Genomic DNA, 20,724 nt, shown 5'->3' with positions numbered 1-20,724 from the left:
GCTCGCTTCGCTTCATGCCAATTCCATAGGAGAAGACCGTGCGAAACTCACTATTTGCAGCCGCGTGCGCAAGCCTGATGTTGTCGGCGCCAGCCGCCCTCGCGCAGCCGGGCGTTTCGGCCGAAGAAGCGCGGGAAATCGCCCGCGAAGCCTATATCTACGCCTACCCGATGGTGCTGATGGAGGTCACGCGGCGCGCGAGCACGAACGTCGTCGAGCCCGCCGGGCTGACAGCGCCCATCAATCAGCTCGCGCACGCACGCGAGTTCCCGGACGCCTCCTTCACCATCGTCGTGCGGCCGAACGCCGATACGCTCTACTCGGCGCTGACCTTCGACGTATCAAAGGAGCCTCTGGTGTTCAGCGTTCCAGATTCCGGCGGACGCTACTTCCTGCTGCCATTCCTGGACTATTGGACAGACGTGTTCACCGTGCCGGGCAAGCGGACCACCGGCACGGCTGCGCAGACTTTCGCCATCGTCGGGCCGGGCTGGCGCGGGAAGTTGCCGCGTGGCGTCGAGCGCTATGACAGTCCGACGGCGTCCGGTCTCCTGATCGGCCGCACGCAGACCAACGGCAAGGCGGACTATGAGGCGGTGCGCAAATTTCAGGACGGCATAAAGATCGTTCCGCTGAGCGCCTATGGCAAGCCTTTCACGCCGCCGAAGGGCAAAGTGCGCCCAGATCAGGACATGAGCCCGCCGCCGGATCAGGTCGACAAGATGGACGCAGCGACGTTTTTCGCGATGTTCGCCGAGCTGATGAAGCAAAATCCGCCGCACGCCAACGACTATCCGATCCTTGATCGCATGAAACGTATCGGCATTACACCCGGCAAAGCCTACTCGGTAGCGTCGCAGCCGCAGGACGTTCAGGACGCTCTGAGCGCCGCTCCGCCTTCTGCCCTGAAAGACATCAAGGAGGCCTGGCGCAAGGCAGGCGTGCTCGCGAATGGCTGGCGCACCAATCTTACCGCGATCGGCACATATGGAACGGATTATCTGCATCGGGCCGGCGTGGCCTATGGCGGGCTCGGCGCCAATGTCCCCGACGATGCGGTGTATCCGACGGCCTTCGCGGATGCGGACGGCCAGCCATTCGACAGCGGCAAGCGCTACGTCCTGCACTTCAATAAGGATCAGATTCCGCCGGCGCGGGCCTTCTGGTCCCTGACGATGTATGACGAGCGACAGCTCTTCACCGCCAATCCGATCGATCGCTACGCCATCGGCGACCGCGACAAACTCGCCTTCAATGCCGATGGGTCGCTCGACCTTTACATTCAGCGCGAGTCGCCGGGGAAGGAGAAGGAGTCGAATTGGCTCCCGGCGCCTGCGAGCGGGTCCTTCACCCTGAACTTGCGGCTCTATTGGCCGAAGGCGGAGGTTCTCAACGGCTCCTGGGCGCCGCCGCCGGTGAAGCGAGGGGACTGAGCGTGGCCGCGAGCGTCCCCGCCGCCTGTGAAAGATTGTCCCGACATGAACGGCCGGGACGGAAAGCGTCTATCGCGCCGAACTGATGCTGGAATTGCGCTGAGCCGCAGCCCGATGGAAGCCGCCATTCCAGTACGACTATCTCGCATCTGGTTCCGCTGGCGTCGGGCGCTCGCTTCGACAAGCGGTCCTTCTGGTTGGTGTAGCGAGATCATGGCGCTGTTCCTCGACAGCGTGTAAATCGGCGTCCAATCTTGACCCCCGCCCCCAAATAATCGGACACCATTGATCCAAATGAGATTTCCTGCGCTGGCGCGGAAAATGATCGGCGTTCAACCGTGACCCCAAAAAACCGGCGAAAACATAATTATGTCGTTGCGGTATGAGAAATCCATGAAAGGTCGATGTTGGACGCCGATTCACATCATGGAGCTATGTCCAGCCTGAAGGGCAATTCTGACGCTGCCGGATTTCTAGACAAGCACAAAAACCGCCGCCGGTGCTAGTCGGTCCCGTCAAACGAGGCTCTTGGTTGGACCGACTGCCACTATCTATCTCGACAAAAGAAAATCCATATTAACCAGTTAGTTATGGAAAAGATACAACATTGGAGAAATTGCTAAAACATTGTTGTATTTTGACCCTAAAATCGGAGAAAATCGCAAAAAATGTCCATCGTAAGCCATTGTAATAATTGGCGTTTTTGCCTTGCACCGATGATGGATTGGAGAAAAACAGCATAAATTTCAGCTATTTGAGCTGACGCGTGTGCAGTTCGTGTGCACCGATTGTTCGGTTTTTCTGTAAGCGTGATCCGACGACCGCGCGCCACTATGCGGCGACGGCTTGCGGCGCGTCACGCCTCCATTTCCACGGTAGCAATTCATCGAGCTGGTTGATCGGGTGATCGGCGATGCGGGCGATGATGTCGGCGAGCCAGGCTTCCGGATCGACGCCGTTGAAGCGCGCGGTTTCGATCAGCGTATACATGATCGCCGCCCGTCGCCCGCCTTCGTCGGAGCCGGCGAACAGGTAGTTTTTTCTGCCCAGTGTCAGGGGCCTGATGGCGCGTTCGGCGGCATTGTTCGTCATTTCGAGACGCCCGTCGTCGACATAGCGGGTCAACGCCGTCCAGCGAGAGGTCGCATAGCGGATGGCCTTGGCGAAGTCGCTCTTGCCGCTGATCCTGGCCAGCGTCGCGTCGAGGAACGCGCGGAGTTCGGCAAGGACCGGAGCGGATCGCTCCCGACGCGCGGCGACGCGCTCGGCCGGGACTCGGCCTTTGACGCCGGCTTCGATGGCGAAGAGCCGCGCGATCATTTCGAGCGCCTGCGCCGCCGCCGGAGACTTTGTCTCGATATGCACGTCGTAGAGCTTGCGCCTCGCATGCGCCCAGCAGGCGACCTCCTTCAGCGGCGCCGGCGCGCCGGTTTTCGGATCGGCCTCGTAAAGGCCGCCGAAGCCCGTATAGCCGTCGGCATGGAGATGACCGCTACAGCCTTTCAGCAGGGCATGAGCGTGCTCGGCCGTGCGGTCCGCCGAGTAGAGATAGAAGGCGGCCGGCGGCGCCGTCGACCCATAGTGCCGCTCGTCGCGCACCGCGGTCCACAATCGGCCGGTCTTCGTCCTGCCGCGCCCCGGATCGAGCACGGGAACCGTGGTGTCGTCCGCGTGAACGGTGGGGCCGGCGCGCACATGACGCGCGATGCGCTCGGCGAGCGGCTCCAGAAGCGCCGCCATATGGCCGATCCAGCCGGCCATGACCGAGCGGTCGATCGTCACGCCCTCGCGCGCGTAAATGCCGGACTGGCGATGCAGCGGCAGATGATCGCAATATTTGGAGACGATCACATGCGCGAGCAGCGCCGGACCCGGCCGTCCCTTCTCGATCGGCAGCGTCGGCATGGGCGCCTGAACGATCATCTCGCAGGCGCGGCAGCTCATCTTCGGCCGCACATGCGCCACGCGCTTGAAGTGCGACGCGACATATTCCAGCATCTCGCGCTCGTCGGCCCCGATCCGGCCGAACCTGGTTCCGCCGCAGGTCGGACAGACGCAGGGCGCGTCGTGGACGATCGTCTCGAGCGGGAGATGATCGGGGAGCGGAACGCGAACGGACGGCTTCTTCTTCGGCGTCGATGAGGAAGCGCCAGCGCCGCTCTGGGCCGCTTCGCTGTGCGCCTGCCGCTCGGCGTCACTCTCCTCCATGTCGCCGATCAAGAGTTCGAGCTGTTCGATATCGCGGTCGAGCTTTTCCGACGAACGCCCAAAGCGCGCGCGCCGCAAAACGGCAAGCTGCATTTTCAGCTTCTCGATCAGCAGCGTTTTGGCGTGAACTTCCGCGGCGAGCGCCTCCGCGAAACGCCGCAGTTCGGCGGGGTCTTCGGGCAAATCAGCAGCGGCGCGCGACATGGTTTCGTCTATCACGAAACACGCAAATGCGCAGCTTCAGAATCGGAGGAATCTACAGAAAAACCGGACGTTCCGGCGCTTCCGGCGCGACCGTTCGGCGCCAGTCGATCCCTTCGATCAGCAAGGCAAGTTGCGCCGCCGTAAGTTGCAGCGCGCCCTCGACGATCGGCGGCCAGACAAACTTTCCCTTCTCCAGCCGTTTGGCGAAAAGGCACAGGCCAGACCCGTCCCAGGTCAAAATCTTCACGTAGTCGCCGCGCTTGCTGCGGAACACGAAGGCCACGCCGGAAAAAGGATCGTTGCGCAGAACCTGCGCGACGTCGGCGGCGAGCCCATCGAAGCCGCGCCGCATGTCGACGGGCTTCAGCGCCAGATAAACCTTCACCCCGGGCGCAAACTGAAGCATCAAAGGTCGCCCAGCGCTGACAGCACGCGGCGCAGAGCTTCCGTGTCCACGTCCGCGTCGAGCGACAGGCGCGCCCCGTTCGGCAGGCGGACTTCCATCGCGCCGCGCCGCGCGCTCTTGCGCGCCGTCCGCGCCGGCGGAGCGGCAATCTTCGCGACCGGCGTCGGGGGCGGCGCCAGAGCCGGGCTCGCCGGAACCGGTTTCAACTCCAGCAACTCGACCGGAACGAAGGTCTGTGCGGCCAGCTCCGGCGACAGTCTCGCGATCGTCGACTCTTTTCCCGGCGCGCGCCGGCGATCCAGCCAGCCTTCGCGCGAACGCCGCAGCCATTTGAAAATCAGATTGGCGTTCAGCCCATGCCGCCGCGCAACAGCGGCGACAGACGCCCCAGGCGCCAAAGCCTCTGCGACAATCCGCTGCCGTTCCTCGAGGCTCCACGTGCGCCGTGTGCCGCCATCCTTCGCCGCCGACATCTGGTGTCCACCTGTTCGATGGTGGACACCTAACCCACTCCATATGCGCCCCGGTAGGCGGGCATCAGATCACGTTTACGTTTTTCTTCTTCTACGATAACGTGCGCAGCAACGCTCGATCTCGCGAAGAGATCGAGCGAGGTAGCATCGAACTTTCCCCTCGATTGCCCCCAGAGAGCATCGTCAGGCGCCTCTGCGGGTGCTCAAACCGTACCATGAAATTACCGTCACCTGTATTCCGATGCCGGATCTGTGACGCCGACGTGAGGCTCGTAGTTCATGCCTCGGCACCCGTCGCCAACCTGCCCCCTGACGATGCCAGGCGACGGCGGACAAAGCCAACTGAGCCGCGCCGCGCATGACTGATCACTTCTCCTGACAGGCTCATTCTGATCGAATGCCGCTTCGCAGATACGTGACCTCGAAGGCTTTCACTTGCCGAAAGCGCTGCAGCCTATTTGCGAGGCTGAAAGCATCGTTCATTTCGAACTTCTGATAGATGTCCAAGCCGCGATCGAGACTGATTTTCCAGCCTATGTCGCTCAAAATGTGGCGCGCATGGATCGTGTTTGTTCCGTCAAACTCCCATGAAAACTTGATCCCGGCTGCTGTGCAGGCGCTTTCAACGGAAGCCAAATTCGCTTGCTGCTTTTCCGGGTAGATTTCATCTGGCGAGGTGATGAGGCGTACGGTGACCTCATCCTCCGGCGCCTTCCGCACAGCGATCATTTCAATGAACTCCATCAGATTCCGCACCTGATGGAACATCCGAATATAAGGATCAGTTATCACGATCTTTGTCGCACCCTCGAGCCAGGGCCAAAACAAATCAGCGAAGGTTACGCCCTTCTGGTTTTCGCTGAAAACCTTGTGCCCCTCTCTCGGGCCGGCTGGAGTGTCCGTAGTCTCGGCCGGGCTCTTCACTGCCATCAACAAGGGCTTGTCACCGCACTCCTTCACTCCATCAGGCACGGGCTCCTCATGCGTGGGCGCCCGCTTGTGATAGTATTGTGGATACTCCGTCTCCTCGAGTGTCTTCACGACCGCCTTTCGACCATCGCGAGCAGTGAACGAGAATTCTGTCTCGGGATAAGTGCTGTCGATGCGAAGAAGCTGATCCTTGACCCGCTTCCGTCCTTCAACGGCGAGATGCAGGATCTCCTCCACCTCGGCCTCTGTTGCATTGTCCGCTGGGAAAAGCAGCTTCATCATCCCGGAGAACGTCTTGTTTACGCCATCGCGGTCGCGCGTCGAAATATCCGATGAGAGCGTGAACAGGGGCTGGTAGCGATTGGAGTAGTCGTCGCTACGCATGTGCCGAAGAATTTCGGCAAGGTAGTCGACGACAAAGCCATACCCTGATGCGAACATTTCTCCGCGGATGACGTCGATCTCCCAGCCTGGCACATAGGTGTGGAGCCGGTCGATGAAAGCGGAGTCGTAATATTTTTCAGGAAGCTCCTCGAATAAGTCGGTGTGCTTCAGCATGTACGGGACATTGTGCTTGGTATTCCCGACAAAGACCATCGACGCCTCGGCACCAAGCGTCTCCACTCCTCGCGAGAAGCTCTTGTTAGCCATGTAGTTTTTCATGATGTCGACAAGCGCCTTGTCGACGCGCTTTTGCCGACCGGCGAACTCGTCGAAGGCTACGACATCCCAGTAGCCAACCAATCCGATCCTTCCCGAACTGTTGTTGACGAACAGCTTCGGCACCGTCACTTCGCCCCCGGAAATTAGGATGCCGTGCGGCGAGAACTCCGAGAAGATATGCGACTTGCCGGTGCCCTTCGGCCCCAGCTCGATCAGATTGTAATTTCGCTCGACGAAGGGCACGAGGCGCATCAGTTGCAGGAGCTTGCTGCGCCGACCGAACATCTCGGGATCAAAGCCGACCGTCTGGAACAGTAGGTCGATCCATTCGTCGGTCGTGAATCCCGCGCGCGCGCTGAGAAAAGCCTCATAGTCAAACTTCGATAGCTGGATCGGCTTGATGCTCCCCAGAATCCAGGGTTCGACGTTCTTGTCTTCGCTGTGCTCGTACTCGACGTCAGCAATGCACCAGACACCGCTAACCAGCAGCTTGGGATGAGCCTTCACGGTGTCGGAGTCGATGATGACCTTCTTGATGCCCAGGTTGGCGAAGGTCGCCTGATAGGCATCCTTGTCGGTGTTGAGATCGACGCTGATCTTGTCGATCACCTTCCACCGGCCTTTTTCCCGGATGTTCGAGCGGATCAACCCCGCCTCGTTACGATGGACGTAGTGCTTCCGAAGAATTTCCTTGACGGTCTCGATCCCTGATTGGATCGAGCTCTCATCATTGGTGGCGCAGTATTGGCCGAGCAGGAACTCCAACACGTAGGAAGGGACAATGGCATTGCCCTTTACCGCCTTGACCAGGTCCTTGCGAACCACGAGGCCCGGGAAGCGTTCGTTAATTTTGTCATCCAGCGCGGTCATCGCTCCCCCGTCAAAAATCGAAATCACTCGAGAAGCTGCGGCGCAGCGTGTAGCGAGCCGTGCGGTACTCCCTGAAGTGGGACGTATCGCCATGCCGCTCCTCCAGCTTCAGGAGCACCTCCTGGCCGTTGAATTCGTCGGCCCTGCGGAGGAGGAGGAACCGGACTGGGACTTCGCGCTCGCGCGCGTTTTCGGATCGGAAGTCAAACACAAGCTCGTGGGTGTCCGAGATCAATTCGCCCGACTGGGCATAAATCCCCGCCCTGAGCGTGCGCGCCTGGGTTTTCTCCGTGACGGCCTCCACCTGATAGAAGCGAACCGAGATCTGGCTCGACGTGATCAACTGGTTGGAGCATCCGATGATCTCCACCTCAACCGCGGTCGTGTCGCTCTGCCGCTTCTTGTTGATCTTGACGACGGGAACGACAACCTCTTGAAGGGTCGCGCCGCCATGCACAAACCGGCTCCCCGATCCCTGCCGGCGAAGCCGGTTGATGGATTTCGGGATGAGCAATTCCACCGAGCCTTCGAGACCGGCCTGCTCCGGCGTAAATCGTCGCAGACCATGATTGGCCTTCAGACCGTGGCCGAGGATGAAACGCCGGTCGCGGAAAAGGATCACGTCACCTTCGACCTGCGCGGAGGAGAAGTCGCTCTCTTCGATGGGACGGTGTTGGTAGATGAAGCCATGATCGGACGTCACGATCATGTTGTTGGCGTTCGCGCCGTTTAGCTTTTTGACGATCCGCACGATCTCCTCGATCGTGTCTTCGGCGGCCTCGAAAACGCGCTCCTCTGAATCCCGCTTGTCGCCGATTGCGTCAATCAAATTGTGATAGACGTAAACGACGTCATGATCGCGAACGAGTGCTCGCGCCTCGTCCTTGTCCAGAGCCATGAGGTCCTCCGCCTTCACGGCCGTGGTTCGGTCGCCCGTCCTTCCCGTCGCCAGGATTTTCTTGCGGTTCTCGATTCCCTGCGAGCTCTGGCCGTTCACCAGCACCGTGCCGCTGTCGTTGTCCACAATCTGCAACTCGCCGTTGGGCAAAAGTGCAGCCATCCCGAGCTGAGTATAGCTGGGGAGGCACCCGAACATCGGATCGATGTTAGCCTCGTAGCGGTCTAGGCTGAGGATGCGTCCCCGCAGCTCCTCCGCCACTTCATAACGAAGCGCGTCGGAAATGATGACGCACACCTTCTGATCGCGCCGGCGAAATTCGCCGACATGCTCCTTGTAGAAAGTTCGCTGTGCGGGAATCGGAGGCGCCGACCAGATTTCAGCCCCGTCGACATGCGCCTGCCACGCCTCGTTCAGCCGCAGGAGGTACGTGTTGACGTAGTGGTTCTCGACCTGCTCGAACAACTCGCGCATGAGCGTCGCCTGGCCGGACTTCTGCATACGCCAGATGAATTTCCGGTAGAGCTGATCGATCCTGAACCAGCTCTTCGCATAGCGCTCGACGCCCTCCGCGAGGCTCGTCATGCCGAGCGTGACGTGCGCCATCGCTTGCTGGAACTCAGCAGCGAAGCCGATCGCTTCGTAGAGGTCGCGGTAAGCGCCATACCAACGGCTCTGCCGACGCTGACGGAGCCAGTTCAGGACCTCTCCTTGCGCCACTGTTTGGCTGCCGACCTCATGGACCAATGCGCGGATGATCGCGCGGTCGACCTCCTCGAAGTAGTCCACATCGATCAGCGCGCGGAAGTCGCGCTTAGCGAGATCCCGGGCCAGCCCCAATGCCTCGGCATTTTCGGCCGAGAGGGTCGCAAAAGCTTCCTCCGCGTTCCGGTTGTTCTTCCAGCGACGGAAGAACACCAGGGCCTCGGGAGCTAAAATCGCGTCGCCGCCGACCGCGCTCTGGTAGCAGGATTTGAACAGCGTGATCGCGAAGTCGCCGACGCTCGCGTTTTCAGTGCGGTAACCGAAGAGCCGTTGCATCTGGTCCCAGAGGAAACCGCTTAAGCCGACACGATCGATCAACCGCAGGCTGTCATCCTTACCGACTGCTAGCTCTCCCAACAGCGCCTCGACGACCGTATCGAAGTCACCATCGGCCCCGGCGCACACGCTGAGCATCCTCAGGCGTAGCTTCGCCTTCGTGTCGTCTCCCCGGACGGCAACCTTGAGCTTCTCCAACCGGCGCCCAGAGCGAAAGAATTCCTGGTGCTCCCGAACCGAGTCCTCGAAACTGATCGGCAACCCCAGATCCGCAAGCCAGATCGCTACCTGATCGCTCTTGAACACCCCATGCGCCAACTCGATGTCGAGCAGCCAATTATCGATGTCGGCTGGGCGCGGTCCGTCCCGATAGAGCAGGAACCGCCGCTTCGGCTCTTCACGCAGGACGCGATGCTTTACCGCGAACTCGGTGTTCGCCACCTCGATCTTCTCGACGCCATCGAGCGTCAGTGCCTCGAACGTCTGTCGGAATTCGTGCGATGGATCGTACCAGAAGACGATCCGGTGCTTGTCGAATTGGGCTGCGAGCCCCTTGGCGATCCGGTCCTGCATTCTCAATCGTCCGAATCGTTGAGGCCCTTGATGGGCTTCACAGCAGCGCCGAACTTCGGATAATTGACCTTCACTCCATCATCGAGGTCGATCTCGATCTTCTGTGTCGCCAAAGGGAAGAGGACGTCTCGCTCCCAGGCATCCAGCTCCTCGATTTGGCGGGCTGTCGCCTCGATCTCTTTCAGCGCCTTGGTCTTCTGCGCGGGCGAGGCGTCCCCGCTGATGCTGAGCGCTTCCTGCGCCCGGCGATGCGCCTCGAGCTTGGACCGGAACTCCCGCAGATAATCGTTCAGCACCACGCTCACCGTGTCGGGGCGGTAGCGGTGCATGTAGATCAGCGCGTTGAAGGTTCCTTTCGGACTTGAGAAAAGCCAGTAGATGGGCCGCTTCTTGTAGCGCTTCACATGATCGTTGAAAAAGTCGCGCGTGAAATACTTGCGGATATCCTTGCCCAGCGCCTCCTCGACAAAGGCAAGATTCTCTTGGAAATGCTCCTCGCCGAAGGTGACACGCAGGAACCGACGGAAGCGCTCTGTGACGTCATCGGCGAACCAGTCGCCGTCGAGCACGGGGACAACGTTGTCTTCATCCGGCATGAAGGATGGCTTCGGCACTCGGGTCAGGTAGTCGGCCAGCGTCTCCCCTTGATTGGCGAGGATCAGGCCAGGCGTGTCGAGGCTATAGCGGCCGAACATGCAGCCCACAGCATAGGAAACAAACTCGGCCATGGTGTCGGCGAGCAGGCGGGTCTCCCGGTCGTCTTCCGAGCCCTTCACGCCGTAACGATAGGCGGGATTGCAGGTGAGAGTGACTTCCTCGATCGGAACCTCGGGGGTCAGCTCGTCCTGCAGGCCGTAGGCATCTATGAAGATGCGGTTGTTCTCTTCCTCCAGCCGCTGCATCTCGTCGGTCATGCCCTGCCAGTGGGCGCGCAGGCGGGCATAGGTGCCCTCCAGCGTCTTGCCCCGGTGATAGGGCGAGAGCATCGGAAGCGTGGTGAAATCCCAGGAGGTTTCGTAGGCGTCCCAGTCGGCACGGGCGAGGTCAATACAGAGCTTGCCGTTTTGGATAGTCGTCGTGTTTTGCGTTACCTCCGGCAAGATGGGGACGCGGGCCACATCTCCGATATTGAAATTGATAGTAGGAGCCAAGAACGCAAGCAGGCTTCGGCACACTTTGGTGTTGAAGAAAGAAGCAAAGGCGAACACTTCATCGCGGTCGCCCGCAAACGCCATTGGCCCCTTTCCTTCAAACATCGCGTCGGCGGGCGAATACCGCATAGCAAATGTACCAGATGTAATGTCATTCCACGTTAGACCTTCGCGGAAGTAAAAATCTGGGTTTCTTATCACCGCGCGATCAAACGCCTTTATTTCCTCCCCATCTGATTTCCAATTGATCACAACCTCACGATTGCCAAACCAGCGCCGGAACTGCCCACCTTTATTAACAGGATACCACTTGGGGTACTTTGCAGATGCATGCGAACCGGCGAAGTTGATCCCCGCCACTTCCTGCCACAGCCTAAGAAAGCGTTCATTATCAGAAGTTGTGATACCTTTTCTCGGCTTCGCAACTGAATCAAAGAGCTTTGACCTCTTGAACGCCGCTCGTAGCTCCGAGCTGATCCAGTACGCTATGGGCGAACCCGGAATGGCCAGGAGCTCTGTTTGGTCCAGGCAGTAAGCATTGTAAGCCTTGTCAAGGTAGAGCGACCGGATCGTTTCGGGCTTCCTGACGTCGACATGTTGTTCAAAAAGGCGCCTATAGTAACCCTTGGCACCGTTTACAGGCTTCGCGTTGCCTACCACGAAGGCCACTGAACCAAAATCCGAACCAAACATGCCGCGCCCGAGATGGGCAAGAGAAAGAATCCTTTTCTTTCTCAGAAGCGCCTCTCGCATTTTCTCGAATGAAGTCAGGAACATCCAAGACGGAAAGTTGATCATTCCGTAATATCCCGAGGACCGAAGCAAGGCCGCGGATCGATCCATGAATGCCGTCATCAGATCGAATTTGCTATCTCTAAAGTTGATTTCGAGAAAAGCGTTCATTCGATCGTTCAAGCCCTTACTACCTGCGTAAGGCGGGTTGGCAACCACCACGTGATACTTCGGCGACAAAGCCTCGGCCATGCGCAGCACGGCCAAGACACGGTCCTGCACCTCCTTCAGCAGCAGGTCGGAGCCGAAATCCCGCGCCTCGACCACCCGCAGCGTCTCGGCCGGGTCATGCAGCTTCGGCACGATCAGCGAGCCGAAGTTCTTCGCCTGCTCGAACTGCCCCAGCGTTTCGCGAAGCTCGTTGGTGAACAGGTCACGTCCCACCACGGCGGCAACGTCCGTCATCTCGGCCGGAGTAAAGGTGACGTTCTGCAGCACGACGATGTCGGGCTTCACCTCCATCCGCAAGAACCGCCGCCGTCCCAGTTTTGCTGCTGCTTTCATTGCTAGCGCGAACGCTGCGAGAGCGCCGGCGCGATCATCGATCTCCAGCCCTGTTAGATTGTTCTTCAGGATCAACGCGGGGATCTGAGGTGGGTCATATCCCTCTTCCTCATAGATCGCGTGGAGGAGGTCGAAGGCGTAGGTCAGCATATGTCCGGACCCGCACGCTGGGTCGCAGACTTTGATCTCCTCAGGGCGCGAGATGCTCGGGAAATCCGCCTCCGGATCTTCCGGCGCGATGTAATACTCCATGTGCTCCCTCAGCCGGGAGCTAGGCCGATTCAGCATCCAAAGCCGACCGAGCGAATTCTCGACGAGGTACCGCACGATCCAGTGCGGAGTGAAGAGCTGTGTCGCTGCCGGGATGTTCTCGGCCGTGATCTTCACATTCTTCTTCAGGCCAGCGAAGACCTCGTCCTTCTTCTCCGAGATATAGAACTGGTAGAGCCAGCCGATGACCTCGACATCCTCGCAAACATCCGGCGTCATCGCCTCGCGCAAATGGGCAACGATCGAGGCATTCGACAGCAGATCCTCCGGCAACAGCAGTTCGGTGTAATCGTCGATCCGCTCGAACAGGAACGGCATGACCCGATGCCAATCATTGCAGATCGCGACGAGCAGCAGCCGATAGGCCTCGGCCTGTGCATCGGGGCTGGGCGCTCGTCCATCCAGCAGGGCACGGGCCTGGGCGCGAACCTTCTCGGGGACGCGGTCCTCGTCGATGTTCCCGGCTTTGGCCTCGGCCAGGATTTCCGGCTGAAATTGACCGGACAAGGGCGATACAACGCGAACGGGGTTGAGGTCGTTCACGTCCATGAAGCGCAGAGCCGAAAAGCGATTGAACCAGATGTAGGCCACCCGCTCGATAACCTGGCCCTTGCCGTCCCGCGCGATGGCCGCCTCGAGCGTCTTCATCGCCTCCTGATGCTCGCGCCGCGCGGCGGCGCCCGGCGCGAGCACAGCGTCCAGCTTGGCGCCAACCTGCCCTATCAGAGCGCGGCGGGCGAACTGCGCGAACTTCTTGAGTTTCGTGGTGTCCATCAAGCCGCCTCCTCGCTAATCCGCCGGATTGATTGATCACCGAACCGCTTTTTCCATTGTTCAACATTCAAGACGATGCAGCTGGCCGCGCAATCGCGCGCCCAATCCGTATGCCGTATGGGAATCGATCTCTTCAGTTCATCCTGCTTTGTTAGCAGTAAGGCTGCCTCCAATTTCCTCATTGAAAGCAGCACAATATAGACGACACTTAGGTCGTCCTTCCCTTGAATGGACCGGAAGAAAAGGGTGTCTCGGAACTTCCCCGACAGGCTTTGCACCAGCTTGCCGGAATTCAGTTTTTGTTGAAACGCAGCCACGTTCTGGGCAGCAGGATTATCGGGATCCTTTATTTCGACAAATACGGACCGATCTTCATATTCAGCTATGAAATCGACCCGCTGCATGGTGCTATCGCCATGGTAGGTTGAATCGTCAAAATGAATAACCGCCTTTGCCTCTAGAAACGTAATCTCCAAATCTAATTCTCGCACTGTTGTCACAGCGTGACTCCTTCTAGGGAGCGCTCAATTTCGGCGTCGTACAAATCGCTGAAAGTCTTTGCTATTCCAGTGTTTGCGAGTTGGTTATAGTCATCAGTCGAGTGAATGGCGATCGTCCCGCTGTCGTCTTCTCTAACCAGTACGTGAAATCGAACATGATCGTCCTTGCCTTTTTCCATGAGCAAATCGAACCATTTCAGCAGGACATAGTCATGGGTCGCGAGGACGATCTGCTGGCCGTTGCGCGATAGCTCCAAAAGAAGCTGAACGAGCTTCTTCATCAGCTTCGGGTTCAGGTTTGCCTCTGGCTCATCCCACAGCAGAACGCCAGTCGCGCCGGGGTTGATCGAGCCGTTGCAGAGCAGGCGATGTAACACCCCGATCTTCCTGTATCCCTCGGCGGTCATCCCGCTCGAAAGCGATTGGCCGGCTTTCGGGACGAAACGTGTGACTGTCGAGTCCTGATAGGCCCGCGCTGCCTTCGATTTGGACCGGGCAGGATCGGCCTTCTCCTCGTAGCATCCAGGCTCGAAGCGGAAAGCGCCTTCGCTCGTCCAGCGATACCGCCCACCGACGAGGCTTACCAATTCCCGGATGACACTCGAAAGCCTCGGATCCTCGGCAAGGCCTGAAGCCTCGTCCTCAAAACCCGGATGAACGAGAAGTTTGGCGAGGTCGATATAGCCGTCGTCGAAGATCATCTCAACGGTGGCGCGATCATGGTCCGGATGGCGCATGCCACGGACGAGCGACAGCACCTCTTTCGTCGGAATGAACACAGGTACCAGTTCATGTCCCCTGCCGCCGGCATCCACCTTGATCTGCGCGACCTTGGAACGGCTGCTAAACGAGATTGCTACGCGGGCGTCGTCGCTGCTCGCGAGGCTGAGCCGCGTTGGGGCTTTCGCGCCGCTGGCTCGCAGGGCGCCTATCCTGTTTTCCTCGGGCGTGAAGAGCCGCAGAAATTTCCTCGATATGTCGGCGGCTGCCTCCCTACCCGAACGCTCGGCGGACGGAGGCAGACCCGCCAGCGCCAGACCATAGATCGCCTTCAGGAGGTGCGTTTTGCCGGTCCCGTTGGAGCCTATGACGACGTTCACCCGCGGAGACAGCGATAGCTGCAGGCTCCCGAACGCCGTGAAATTCTCGATCTCGACGCCGGCGATCATCCCACAGTCACCCGCTTGCCCGCGCGGATTTCGGCGATCAGCGTCTCGCGCAGAGTATCCAGATAGGCGTCAATGTCCCGTTCGTCGGCTAGGTACGGCTTGGCGTAGGTGACGCGCAGCGCACTGGCGGCCACATATTCCGGCTGGGTCGGCACCGCCGGTGTGCCGCTCGCGCTATCTCTGAAGCCGCCCGGCTTGTCGTCCTCACTGTCCTTCTTCGCGGGAGGTAGCGCCGTTACGCGGCCGAGCAGCGTCGGATAGCCGGACGCCCGAAATCCGCTCACGCGCTCCCTGATCACCGCAATCAGCTTGCTGTTCTCAATGGTGTCCAGAACCGTGGAGAAGGCCGCCTCAATTTCCCGGCGGTCAGAATCCGCCAAGGAGGCGAATTCGGGTAGCGCCCGCAGCTTGGCGCGAAGCTCCTCGATATCGGTGATCGCCATCTTGCGTTCCGCTACGAGCCGATTGTCAACTTCCGCGCGCAGGGCATCAAGGGCGCCCTTGATCTGCTGGATGGCGTTGCCCTTGAAGCAATTGGGATCGTCCAAAACCTCGTGGATGGCACGGGCCTGATCTTCGCCGCCATATCCGAAATTGGCGTTTTGATCGGCCAGATAGCTCCGCGCCTCGTCATAGATCGCCTTCTGACCACCGCCCATGAAGCGACGGATCGGGTCGAGAATGCCCTCCTTCAGATCGAACAGCCGATCCTCGTGGCGACCCAGGTCCTGAAGATACCAAGCATAGGGCTTGCCCGTAACCTCGCGGAGCGCGTTCTGGATCTGGCCCAGCGCGGACAGAAAGGGGTAGCGCGACGATTGCCCTTCCAGGTCCGCGAGTTCCTTCTTGACCTTGGCGAAGGCCTCAGCCGTTTCAATTCCGAGCGCTTTACCCTCGGCGCCGGCCGGCTGCTCGTCGAAAAATTCGCGGAAGAATTCCTTCAGCTTGCGCGTCTGCGCCGGCGTGAACTCCACTTGCAATTCGAGCACGATGTTGCCGAGAGCGTGGGCGTTCTGGAGCCCCCGCAGCAAGGCATCGCCCTCCAAGGGGCCGCCGTCCGAGCGCGCTTCGATCTTGCCGCGACCAAGCAGGCTGGCCGCGGTGCAAAGGATGGCAGCGTAGGACCAGCCATAGGGCTTGCACTCGAACCGCTCGACGACGGCCTTCACCGTCGTTCTGATGCCGTTGCGCGCGTTTGACTGCGCGAAGTTGAGAATCTCCTGCTCGGCCTCGGTGAGATTGGCGCCATCCTCGCCGAACATGCGGTCGCTGCCGTGCGTGAGGAACCGGCCGATCTCGCTTTCGGAATAGGCAGCACCGCGCAGCATGCCGAGATTGACATGGACCTTGTCGACAAGGGTCTGGAACGCACGCTCGACCCGGGCCTGAGCGTCCTCGGAGCGAACCTCGATTTCCTCCCCGCGCACGAAAAGCCGGGCATCGACCACCAGGGTGCGGGCCTTCAGGGTCAGATCGCGCTGCCGGCTGTTGTTCTGCTCGCCCTTCTCGCGGACGATACGCTCGATGCTCGGCTGCTGCGTCATGGAGCGCGCCTGACGGACATACTTGTCCGTCCGCTTGAACGTCATCAGGTCGCTGACGAAGCGGTTGTCGGCATTGAGGACGATGGCGAGTTCGTCTCTCGACATGGTGCGCATGGCGGTCGCTTCAGCGTTGCCGCTCTGCTCGTGAAATGGCGTGATGACATTGATCGCCAGTTCGTAGTCGCGGCCGAGCAGCCGGTCATCCAGGTAGCGCGCAAAGGCATAGTCCTGCGAGGACGCCTCGTGCCGGAGCTTGCGACTCTTCACGACGCCATCGAAGATCAGCGCCTCCAGCTCCTTGGCGATCTCCGCCGTGTCGATTTCAATCGCCTTGATTTCCTGTTCGACATCCTTCTCCTCATCGGTCAGGAATTCGAACAGCTTGCCATTGCGCTGGATGTAGGTGTTCTGCTCAAGCAGACTCAGCGCCTCATCAACCCGCCGCTTATGCTTCGTCAGGTCCGTGTCGAATCTGTCGAGCATCAGGACGGCGACATTGCGGGCCGTGGGCTTGAAGCCTTTGACGTATTTGACCAGAAACAGCGCCTTCAGAATCCGTGTGGCGAAGTCGTCGCCCAGGTTCTTTTCCGCAATCAGGATTGATTGCTGGACATTCGATTTGAGCGCGGTGCGGATGCCCTCAAACATCTGATCGAAGGTCGCAAGCCCGCCAACCGGCAGCTCCGCGAGCCGCACCGCGACTTCCTGGAAAACGCCCAGCATGGACCGTTCACCGACCGAACTGTGCTTTCCCTCGAAAGCGTTGTGCTGGGACAGGTTCTGAATCGCCAACTGGAAAAGCGGATACTGGTAGGGAACAAAGGGATAGCTGTGAATAAAATGATCGCGGTCGCGGAAGTTCTCCAGCCGGATCGAACCATCCGTGAAGTCAAATAGCGTCTTCAGGTTGTTCGACTCGCGGTGGTAGAGGTCGGACAAGCTGCTAATGCCGGACTCTGTCTTTTTGAGCAGCCGCTTCTGGATCACCTCGGCGACATCGGCGCTGTTAAGCGGCATTCGATTGGCAAAGCGCGCCTGAATCTTGGAGAAGTCGTTCTCCTGCCGCTGATTCATATCGCCGATGACCGACGCCATATCCTGCTGCGCCGTGACGATGATCCAGGCCCGACCGCGGCACTTGGTGTTCAAACTCTCCGCGATCGTCTGGAGGTTCGTCATGAGCTTGACGTTGTCGGCGATGTACTGACCCACCTCATCGACGAAGAAGTTCAGCCGGAAGCCCGGCTTCTGCGTTTCGATGTAAGCCATCACCTTCTCGGCGAAGTCCTCGATCGACGACCGGAAATCCTGTCGATACCGGGTCAGGATGCCTTCGCCCTCGGAGGGATTGGCGCCAGTGGCTTGGGCATAGGCCTTGGCAACATTCGCGTTCTCCAGCAATGCCTGCTCGCGTCCGCGCTCCCAGGGGTTCCCGGCGACAGACCGATACGCCTCTCTGAACGTCTCGAGCACCCCGCGACTGTCCAGATCGCGCTCGAACTGCGCGATGTGCGGCTGCTTGCCGTAGTAGCCGCCCATTTCGTCGAAGACTTTCTGGAATACGGAAAGCAGCGCGTCGGTTTGCCCCTTAGAGATGACGTCGGCCTTCTGGTCTATATTGAACAGGATGCTCCTCGACGGGATCGACACGGCCTTGCGCAGGTCGGCCGAGAGAATCTCATTATGCGCGCATTTCTGTTTGAAAACCTCATAGGCCGGGCTTCCGCCGATGTCCCGGTTCTCCAGAAGGAGCGCAAGCATTTTCAGCAGATGCGATTTGCCCGAGCCAAAGAAGCCCGAGATCCAGACCCCGTTGGCCGTGCCATAGTTGTTGTATGCATCAAGGAATTTTTCGAGCTGGCGCTCGATCTCATTCGTGATGACATACTCCTCAAGTTCAACTCTGAGGCTGGCTTCGTCATCGGCCTTGATGACCCCTTCGATCGCACGATCGACGGGCTTTTCGAAGATGTCGCGAAGTGTGGTCATGCCCCCTCAGATCTCATAGTGTATTATGTCAAATGCCCGGTAGTATTTGTCGTCGTGCAGGACTCCGAACAAATCAAGTGACGCGCCGGTGTCTAGGCTTTGTGTATATTTGCCGGGGAAGAACATTACCGTTGGCTTTTCCTTGGCGGTGCTCTGGAGGTTATTCAACACATTGTGGGATCGGATATAGGGATAGACCTCACCGACACCCGACAAGAACAGGACATCGAACTCCCGCTGCGAAAGAAGGGCGCCAATTTCCGGAATAAGATGAGTTTCCGGATCCAGAACCCCTTGCAGAAGCTCTTTGAGCTCGTCCTTTCCGATACCTGCCTCCGCTGCGAGAACGTCATCCCAGATGCCGCGATCGTGCAGCAGGGAGATGCTAAGGTCATAGAGGTTGATCTCGACCACGCGCACGCCACGATTCTCGAGTTGCTTCACGAGGCTCGCGCGCTGCGCCTCCATTCCGACCGCTTCCTCGGCCGGATAGGGGCAGATGAAGAACGGCACTTCATTGCCGAGGCCCTTCTTCTTCAGGAATCTGTCGCTCGCGATCACCCTGAGAAGGTGGTCGAAGCGGTCCTTGGCGGTTGCCGTCTTGCTCAGCCGCGCCATTAACCCTTCCTCCCCACCAGCCGTTCGGCACCCGGGAAGTATCCGAGTTCATCGAGGTTTCCGGCCTGGATGACAGCCAGAACGCGCGGCGACAACATCGCCCCGAGGATCTGGTTGTCCTGCGACAGGATCTCGGCTTCGCGCATCAGGCGAAACAGAACCGCGCGAAGCTTGGCGCGCGTAGAGACCGTTAGCTCCGCGAGCTTCGGCGACCACTCCTCCTTCGCGGACAGAAAGGCGTCGAAATCGTTGTAAGTGAGGGTCGTGCGAAGCGATAGGAACCTGTCGCCGAGCACCTCGACGGCAAACTCGGCGATGAACCGGTAGGCTCGGCAGGCCGCGAGCCATAGAAGTGCTGCCTGTTCGCTCCGCTCGCCTTCAATGAGCAGCGCTAGTTCATCGGCAGACAGTCGCTTCAGGCGGTTTACGATCTCCCGAATGGACCGGCGCGCCGAACTAGCCTTGCGAACAGGAAACGTCCCCCTCTCTTGGGCCCCGATCACTGTCGCTTCCCAATCGCCGCCGGCTGCATGCAGGCGGGCAATGGCCACGCTTTCGTTGATATAGAGACCGCCGGTCCCAAAGGACATCAGATACGGCTGTTCCCGCAGACGCTCCATCAAGCCTCTCCGACCTTCTTTGGAGTCTGCTCGACCTCGCCGAACTCGAAATCCGCGCGTCGCAACGCCCGCTCTGTTTCATTGGGATTGAGCGCGACTATATGTTGGGCGCGCGGGCTCTGCTGGCTTGCGTCCCCCAAGAGACCCAGCCGCTTGATTACGTAAAAAAGCATGGCGTAGCGAACCGAGAGGACGGCACGCTCATTCGTCATCCCATAGTCCTTCGCGACCACTGCGCGTTGACTGGGGGTCAGCCCCGGATGCGGGCCGATCTCAATGTCGAATGTCTTTTTCCACAAGGCATCCTGATCACCACCTGGCCCAGGCACGTCCATGTGGCGCACGCCGAGAATCCGCGGAAGCAGGAAATCCTTGAATTTCTCGTCGATATGGCAATAGCCGCGAACATGCCAACGGAAGCCATCGTAGCCGAAGGCATGCGGCGTGATACGCCGCCACATTGGATCGGTTCGCCTGCTCCCCATCGACTGATAGTAGACCTCAAGCGAACGGTTTTCGCGGACCGCCTGGAGAACCGCCTTCAACACATCTGCTTCCACCTTGCGGCGCGGCGTCAGCGCGATGTCGGTCTCAGGCGGGTTCGCGATCCAGGAGTCGCTGGGATCAGCAAGGCCTTCCGCCAGAGATCGTAGACGTGACAGATACCCGTCTGGGTCCGGCTTAAGGAAAATCGGCGAGAACTGCGGCCCCGCGACATACCGTTTAGCGCTTTTGTCGTAGATCGCGTTCTGGGGCGCCCGCTCCTGATATAGCGTCAGGTCCTTCGACGCCTGGGGAACAGATACATCGAACATCTCGATGATGTCGGCGCGGTTGACCCCGCCCTCCCAAAACAGCCGGAACTCGATGAACTCGAGCCGGCGCTCCACCCCCCATTTCAACGTCGCAGCGGCCGGTCGCATCGCCTTCGATCTCTCCGCGCGCCAATGAGGATAGAAACTATATGGACATATCGGCACGACCCGTTTAATTACTATCCCCATCATAGGCGCTCGTCAATGGTGATCAGCGCTCGGATTGGGAGGTGCGAGATGCCGAGACGCGTCTCGAAAGGCGAAGTCACCAGCCAGCGA

The 20,724-nt window shown here is 59.5% G+C and carries 13 protein-coding genes; 1 reads left to right on the top strand and 12 read right to left on the bottom strand.

Annotated features, from left to right (window positions below):
* Positions 1 to 38 precede the first annotated feature (38 nt).
* The gene (locus tag MET49242_RS03195) at positions 39 to 1,433 is read left to right on the top strand and encodes a DUF1254 domain-containing protein (RefSeq protein ID WP_036280626.1); all 1,395 of its coding nucleotides are present in this window, start codon (positions 39 to 41) and stop codon (positions 1,431 to 1,433) included.
* Positions 1,434 to 2,264: 831 nt separating this feature from the next.
* Here the strand turns inward: MET49242_RS03195 and MET49242_RS03190 are convergent.
* The 12 genes from MET49242_RS03190 to MET49242_RS03135 form a co-directional block, all read right to left on the bottom strand.
* Entirely contained in the window at positions 2,265 to 3,845 is a 1,581-nt protein-coding gene (locus MET49242_RS03190; protein ID WP_036280624.1) for an IS66 family transposase, read from the bottom strand.
* A 52-nt stretch (positions 3,846 to 3,897) separates the two neighbouring features.
* Positions 3,898 to 4,251 (bottom strand): IS66 family insertion sequence element accessory protein TnpB, encoded by a 354-nt coding sequence (gene tnpB / locus MET49242_RS03185; protein ID WP_036280622.1) that lies wholly within the window; start codon positions 4,249 to 4,251, stop codon positions 3,898 to 3,900.
* Positions 4,251 to 4,724, bottom strand: coding sequence for a transposase (locus MET49242_RS03180; RefSeq protein ID WP_036280620.1), 474 nt, complete (start codon positions 4,722 to 4,724; stop codon positions 4,251 to 4,253). Before MET49242_RS03180 ends, tnpB begins: the two co-directional genes overlap by 1 nt.
* Before the next feature lie 384 nt (positions 4,725 to 5,108).
* On the bottom strand, positions 5,109 to 7,187 hold the full coding sequence (gene brxL, locus MET49242_RS03175; protein ID WP_036280618.1) for a BREX system Lon protease-like protein BrxL: 2,079 nt from the start codon (positions 7,185 to 7,187) through the stop codon (positions 5,109 to 5,111).
* A 10-nt stretch (positions 7,188 to 7,197) separates the two neighbouring features.
* Entirely contained in the window at positions 7,198 to 9,699 is a 2,502-nt protein-coding gene (pglZ, locus tag MET49242_RS03170; RefSeq protein WP_036280617.1) for a BREX-1 system phosphatase PglZ type A, read from the bottom strand.
* A gap of 2 nt (positions 9,700 to 9,701) precedes the next feature.
* A complete protein-coding gene (gene pglX / locus MET49242_RS03165; RefSeq protein ID WP_036280615.1) occupies positions 9,702 to 13,190 on the bottom strand; it encodes a BREX-1 system adenine-specific DNA-methyltransferase PglX in 3,489 nt (1,162 codons plus the stop codon).
* Entirely contained in the window at positions 13,190 to 13,690 is a 501-nt protein-coding gene (locus tag MET49242_RS03160) for a hypothetical protein (protein WP_036280613.1), read from the bottom strand. The genes pglX and MET49242_RS03160 overlap by 1 nt, the downstream gene beginning before the upstream one ends.
* Complete coding sequence (locus MET49242_RS03155) at positions 13,687 to 14,859, bottom strand: ATP/GTP-binding protein (protein WP_036280610.1); 1,173 nt, start codon at positions 14,857 to 14,859, stop codon at positions 13,687 to 13,689. The genes MET49242_RS03160 and MET49242_RS03155 overlap by 4 nt, the downstream gene beginning before the upstream one ends.
* Entirely contained in the window at positions 14,856 to 18,392 is a 3,537-nt protein-coding gene (gene brxC / locus MET49242_RS03150; protein ID WP_036280608.1) for a BREX system P-loop protein BrxC, read from the bottom strand. The genes MET49242_RS03155 and brxC overlap by 4 nt, the downstream gene beginning before the upstream one ends.
* Before the next feature lie 6 nt (positions 18,393 to 18,398).
* The gene (locus tag MET49242_RS03145) at positions 18,399 to 19,010 is read right to left on the bottom strand and encodes a DUF1788 domain-containing protein (protein ID WP_036280606.1); all 612 of its coding nucleotides are present in this window, start codon (positions 19,008 to 19,010) and stop codon (positions 18,399 to 18,401) included.
* Positions 19,010 to 19,630, bottom strand: a complete 621-nt coding sequence (locus MET49242_RS03140; protein WP_036280604.1) for a DUF1819 family protein — start codon at positions 19,628 to 19,630, stop codon at positions 19,010 to 19,012. Before MET49242_RS03140 ends, MET49242_RS03145 begins: the two co-directional genes overlap by 1 nt.
* Positions 19,630 to 20,553 (bottom strand): YafY family protein, encoded by a 924-nt coding sequence (locus MET49242_RS03135; protein WP_036280602.1) that lies wholly within the window; start codon positions 20,551 to 20,553, stop codon positions 19,630 to 19,632. Before MET49242_RS03135 ends, MET49242_RS03140 begins: the two co-directional genes overlap by 1 nt.
* Between the last annotated feature and the right edge of the window lie 171 nt (positions 20,554 to 20,724).

Origin of the sequence: Methylocystis sp. ATCC 49242 (genome assembly GCF_000188155.2) — a bacterium.
Taxonomy (GTDB): domain Bacteria; phylum Pseudomonadota; class Alphaproteobacteria; order Rhizobiales; family Beijerinckiaceae; genus Methylocystis.
The sequence above is the reverse complement of the archived record's forward strand: the minus strand, read 5'-3'. Positions and strand labels throughout refer to the sequence as shown.

What these genes read in the sequence shown, in the direction of transcription:
- MET49242_RS03140 (WP_036280604.1), bottom strand. Translation starts at nt 19,630, where the DNA reads ATGGAGCGTCTGCGGGAACAGCCGTATCTGATGTCCTTTGGGACCGGC.
- MET49242_RS03155 (WP_036280610.1), bottom strand. Translation starts at nt 14,859, where the DNA reads ATGATCGCCGGCGTCGAGATCGAGAATTTCACGGCGTTCGGGAGCCTG.
- brxC (WP_036280608.1), bottom strand. Translation starts at nt 18,392, where the DNA reads ATGACCACACTTCGCGACATCTTCGAAAAGCCCGTCGATCGTGCGATC.
- MET49242_RS03145 (WP_036280606.1), bottom strand. Translation starts at nt 19,010, where the DNA reads ATGGCGCGGCTGAGCAAGACGGCAACCGCCAAGGACCGCTTCGACCAC.
- MET49242_RS03190 (WP_036280624.1), bottom strand. Translation starts at nt 3,845, where the DNA reads ATGTCGCGCGCCGCTGCTGATTTGCCCGAAGACCCCGCCGAACTGCGG.
- pglZ (WP_036280617.1), bottom strand. Translation starts at nt 9,699, where the DNA reads ATGCAGGACCGGATCGCCAAGGGGCTCGCAGCCCAATTCGACAAGCAC.
- MET49242_RS03135 (WP_036280602.1), bottom strand. Translation starts at nt 20,553, where the DNA reads ATGCGACCGGCCGCTGCGACGTTGAAATGGGGGGTGGAGCGCCGGCTC.
- brxL (WP_036280618.1), bottom strand. Translation starts at nt 7,187, where the DNA reads ATGACCGCGCTGGATGACAAAATTAACGAACGCTTCCCGGGCCTCGTG.
- pglX (WP_036280615.1), bottom strand. Translation starts at nt 13,190, where the DNA reads ATGGACACCACGAAACTCAAGAAGTTCGCGCAGTTCGCCCGCCGCGCT.
- tnpB (WP_036280622.1), bottom strand. Translation starts at nt 4,251, where the DNA reads ATGCTTCAGTTTGCGCCCGGGGTGAAGGTTTATCTGGCGCTGAAGCCC.
- MET49242_RS03180 (WP_036280620.1), bottom strand. Translation starts at nt 4,724, where the DNA reads ATGTCGGCGGCGAAGGATGGCGGCACACGGCGCACGTGGAGCCTCGAG.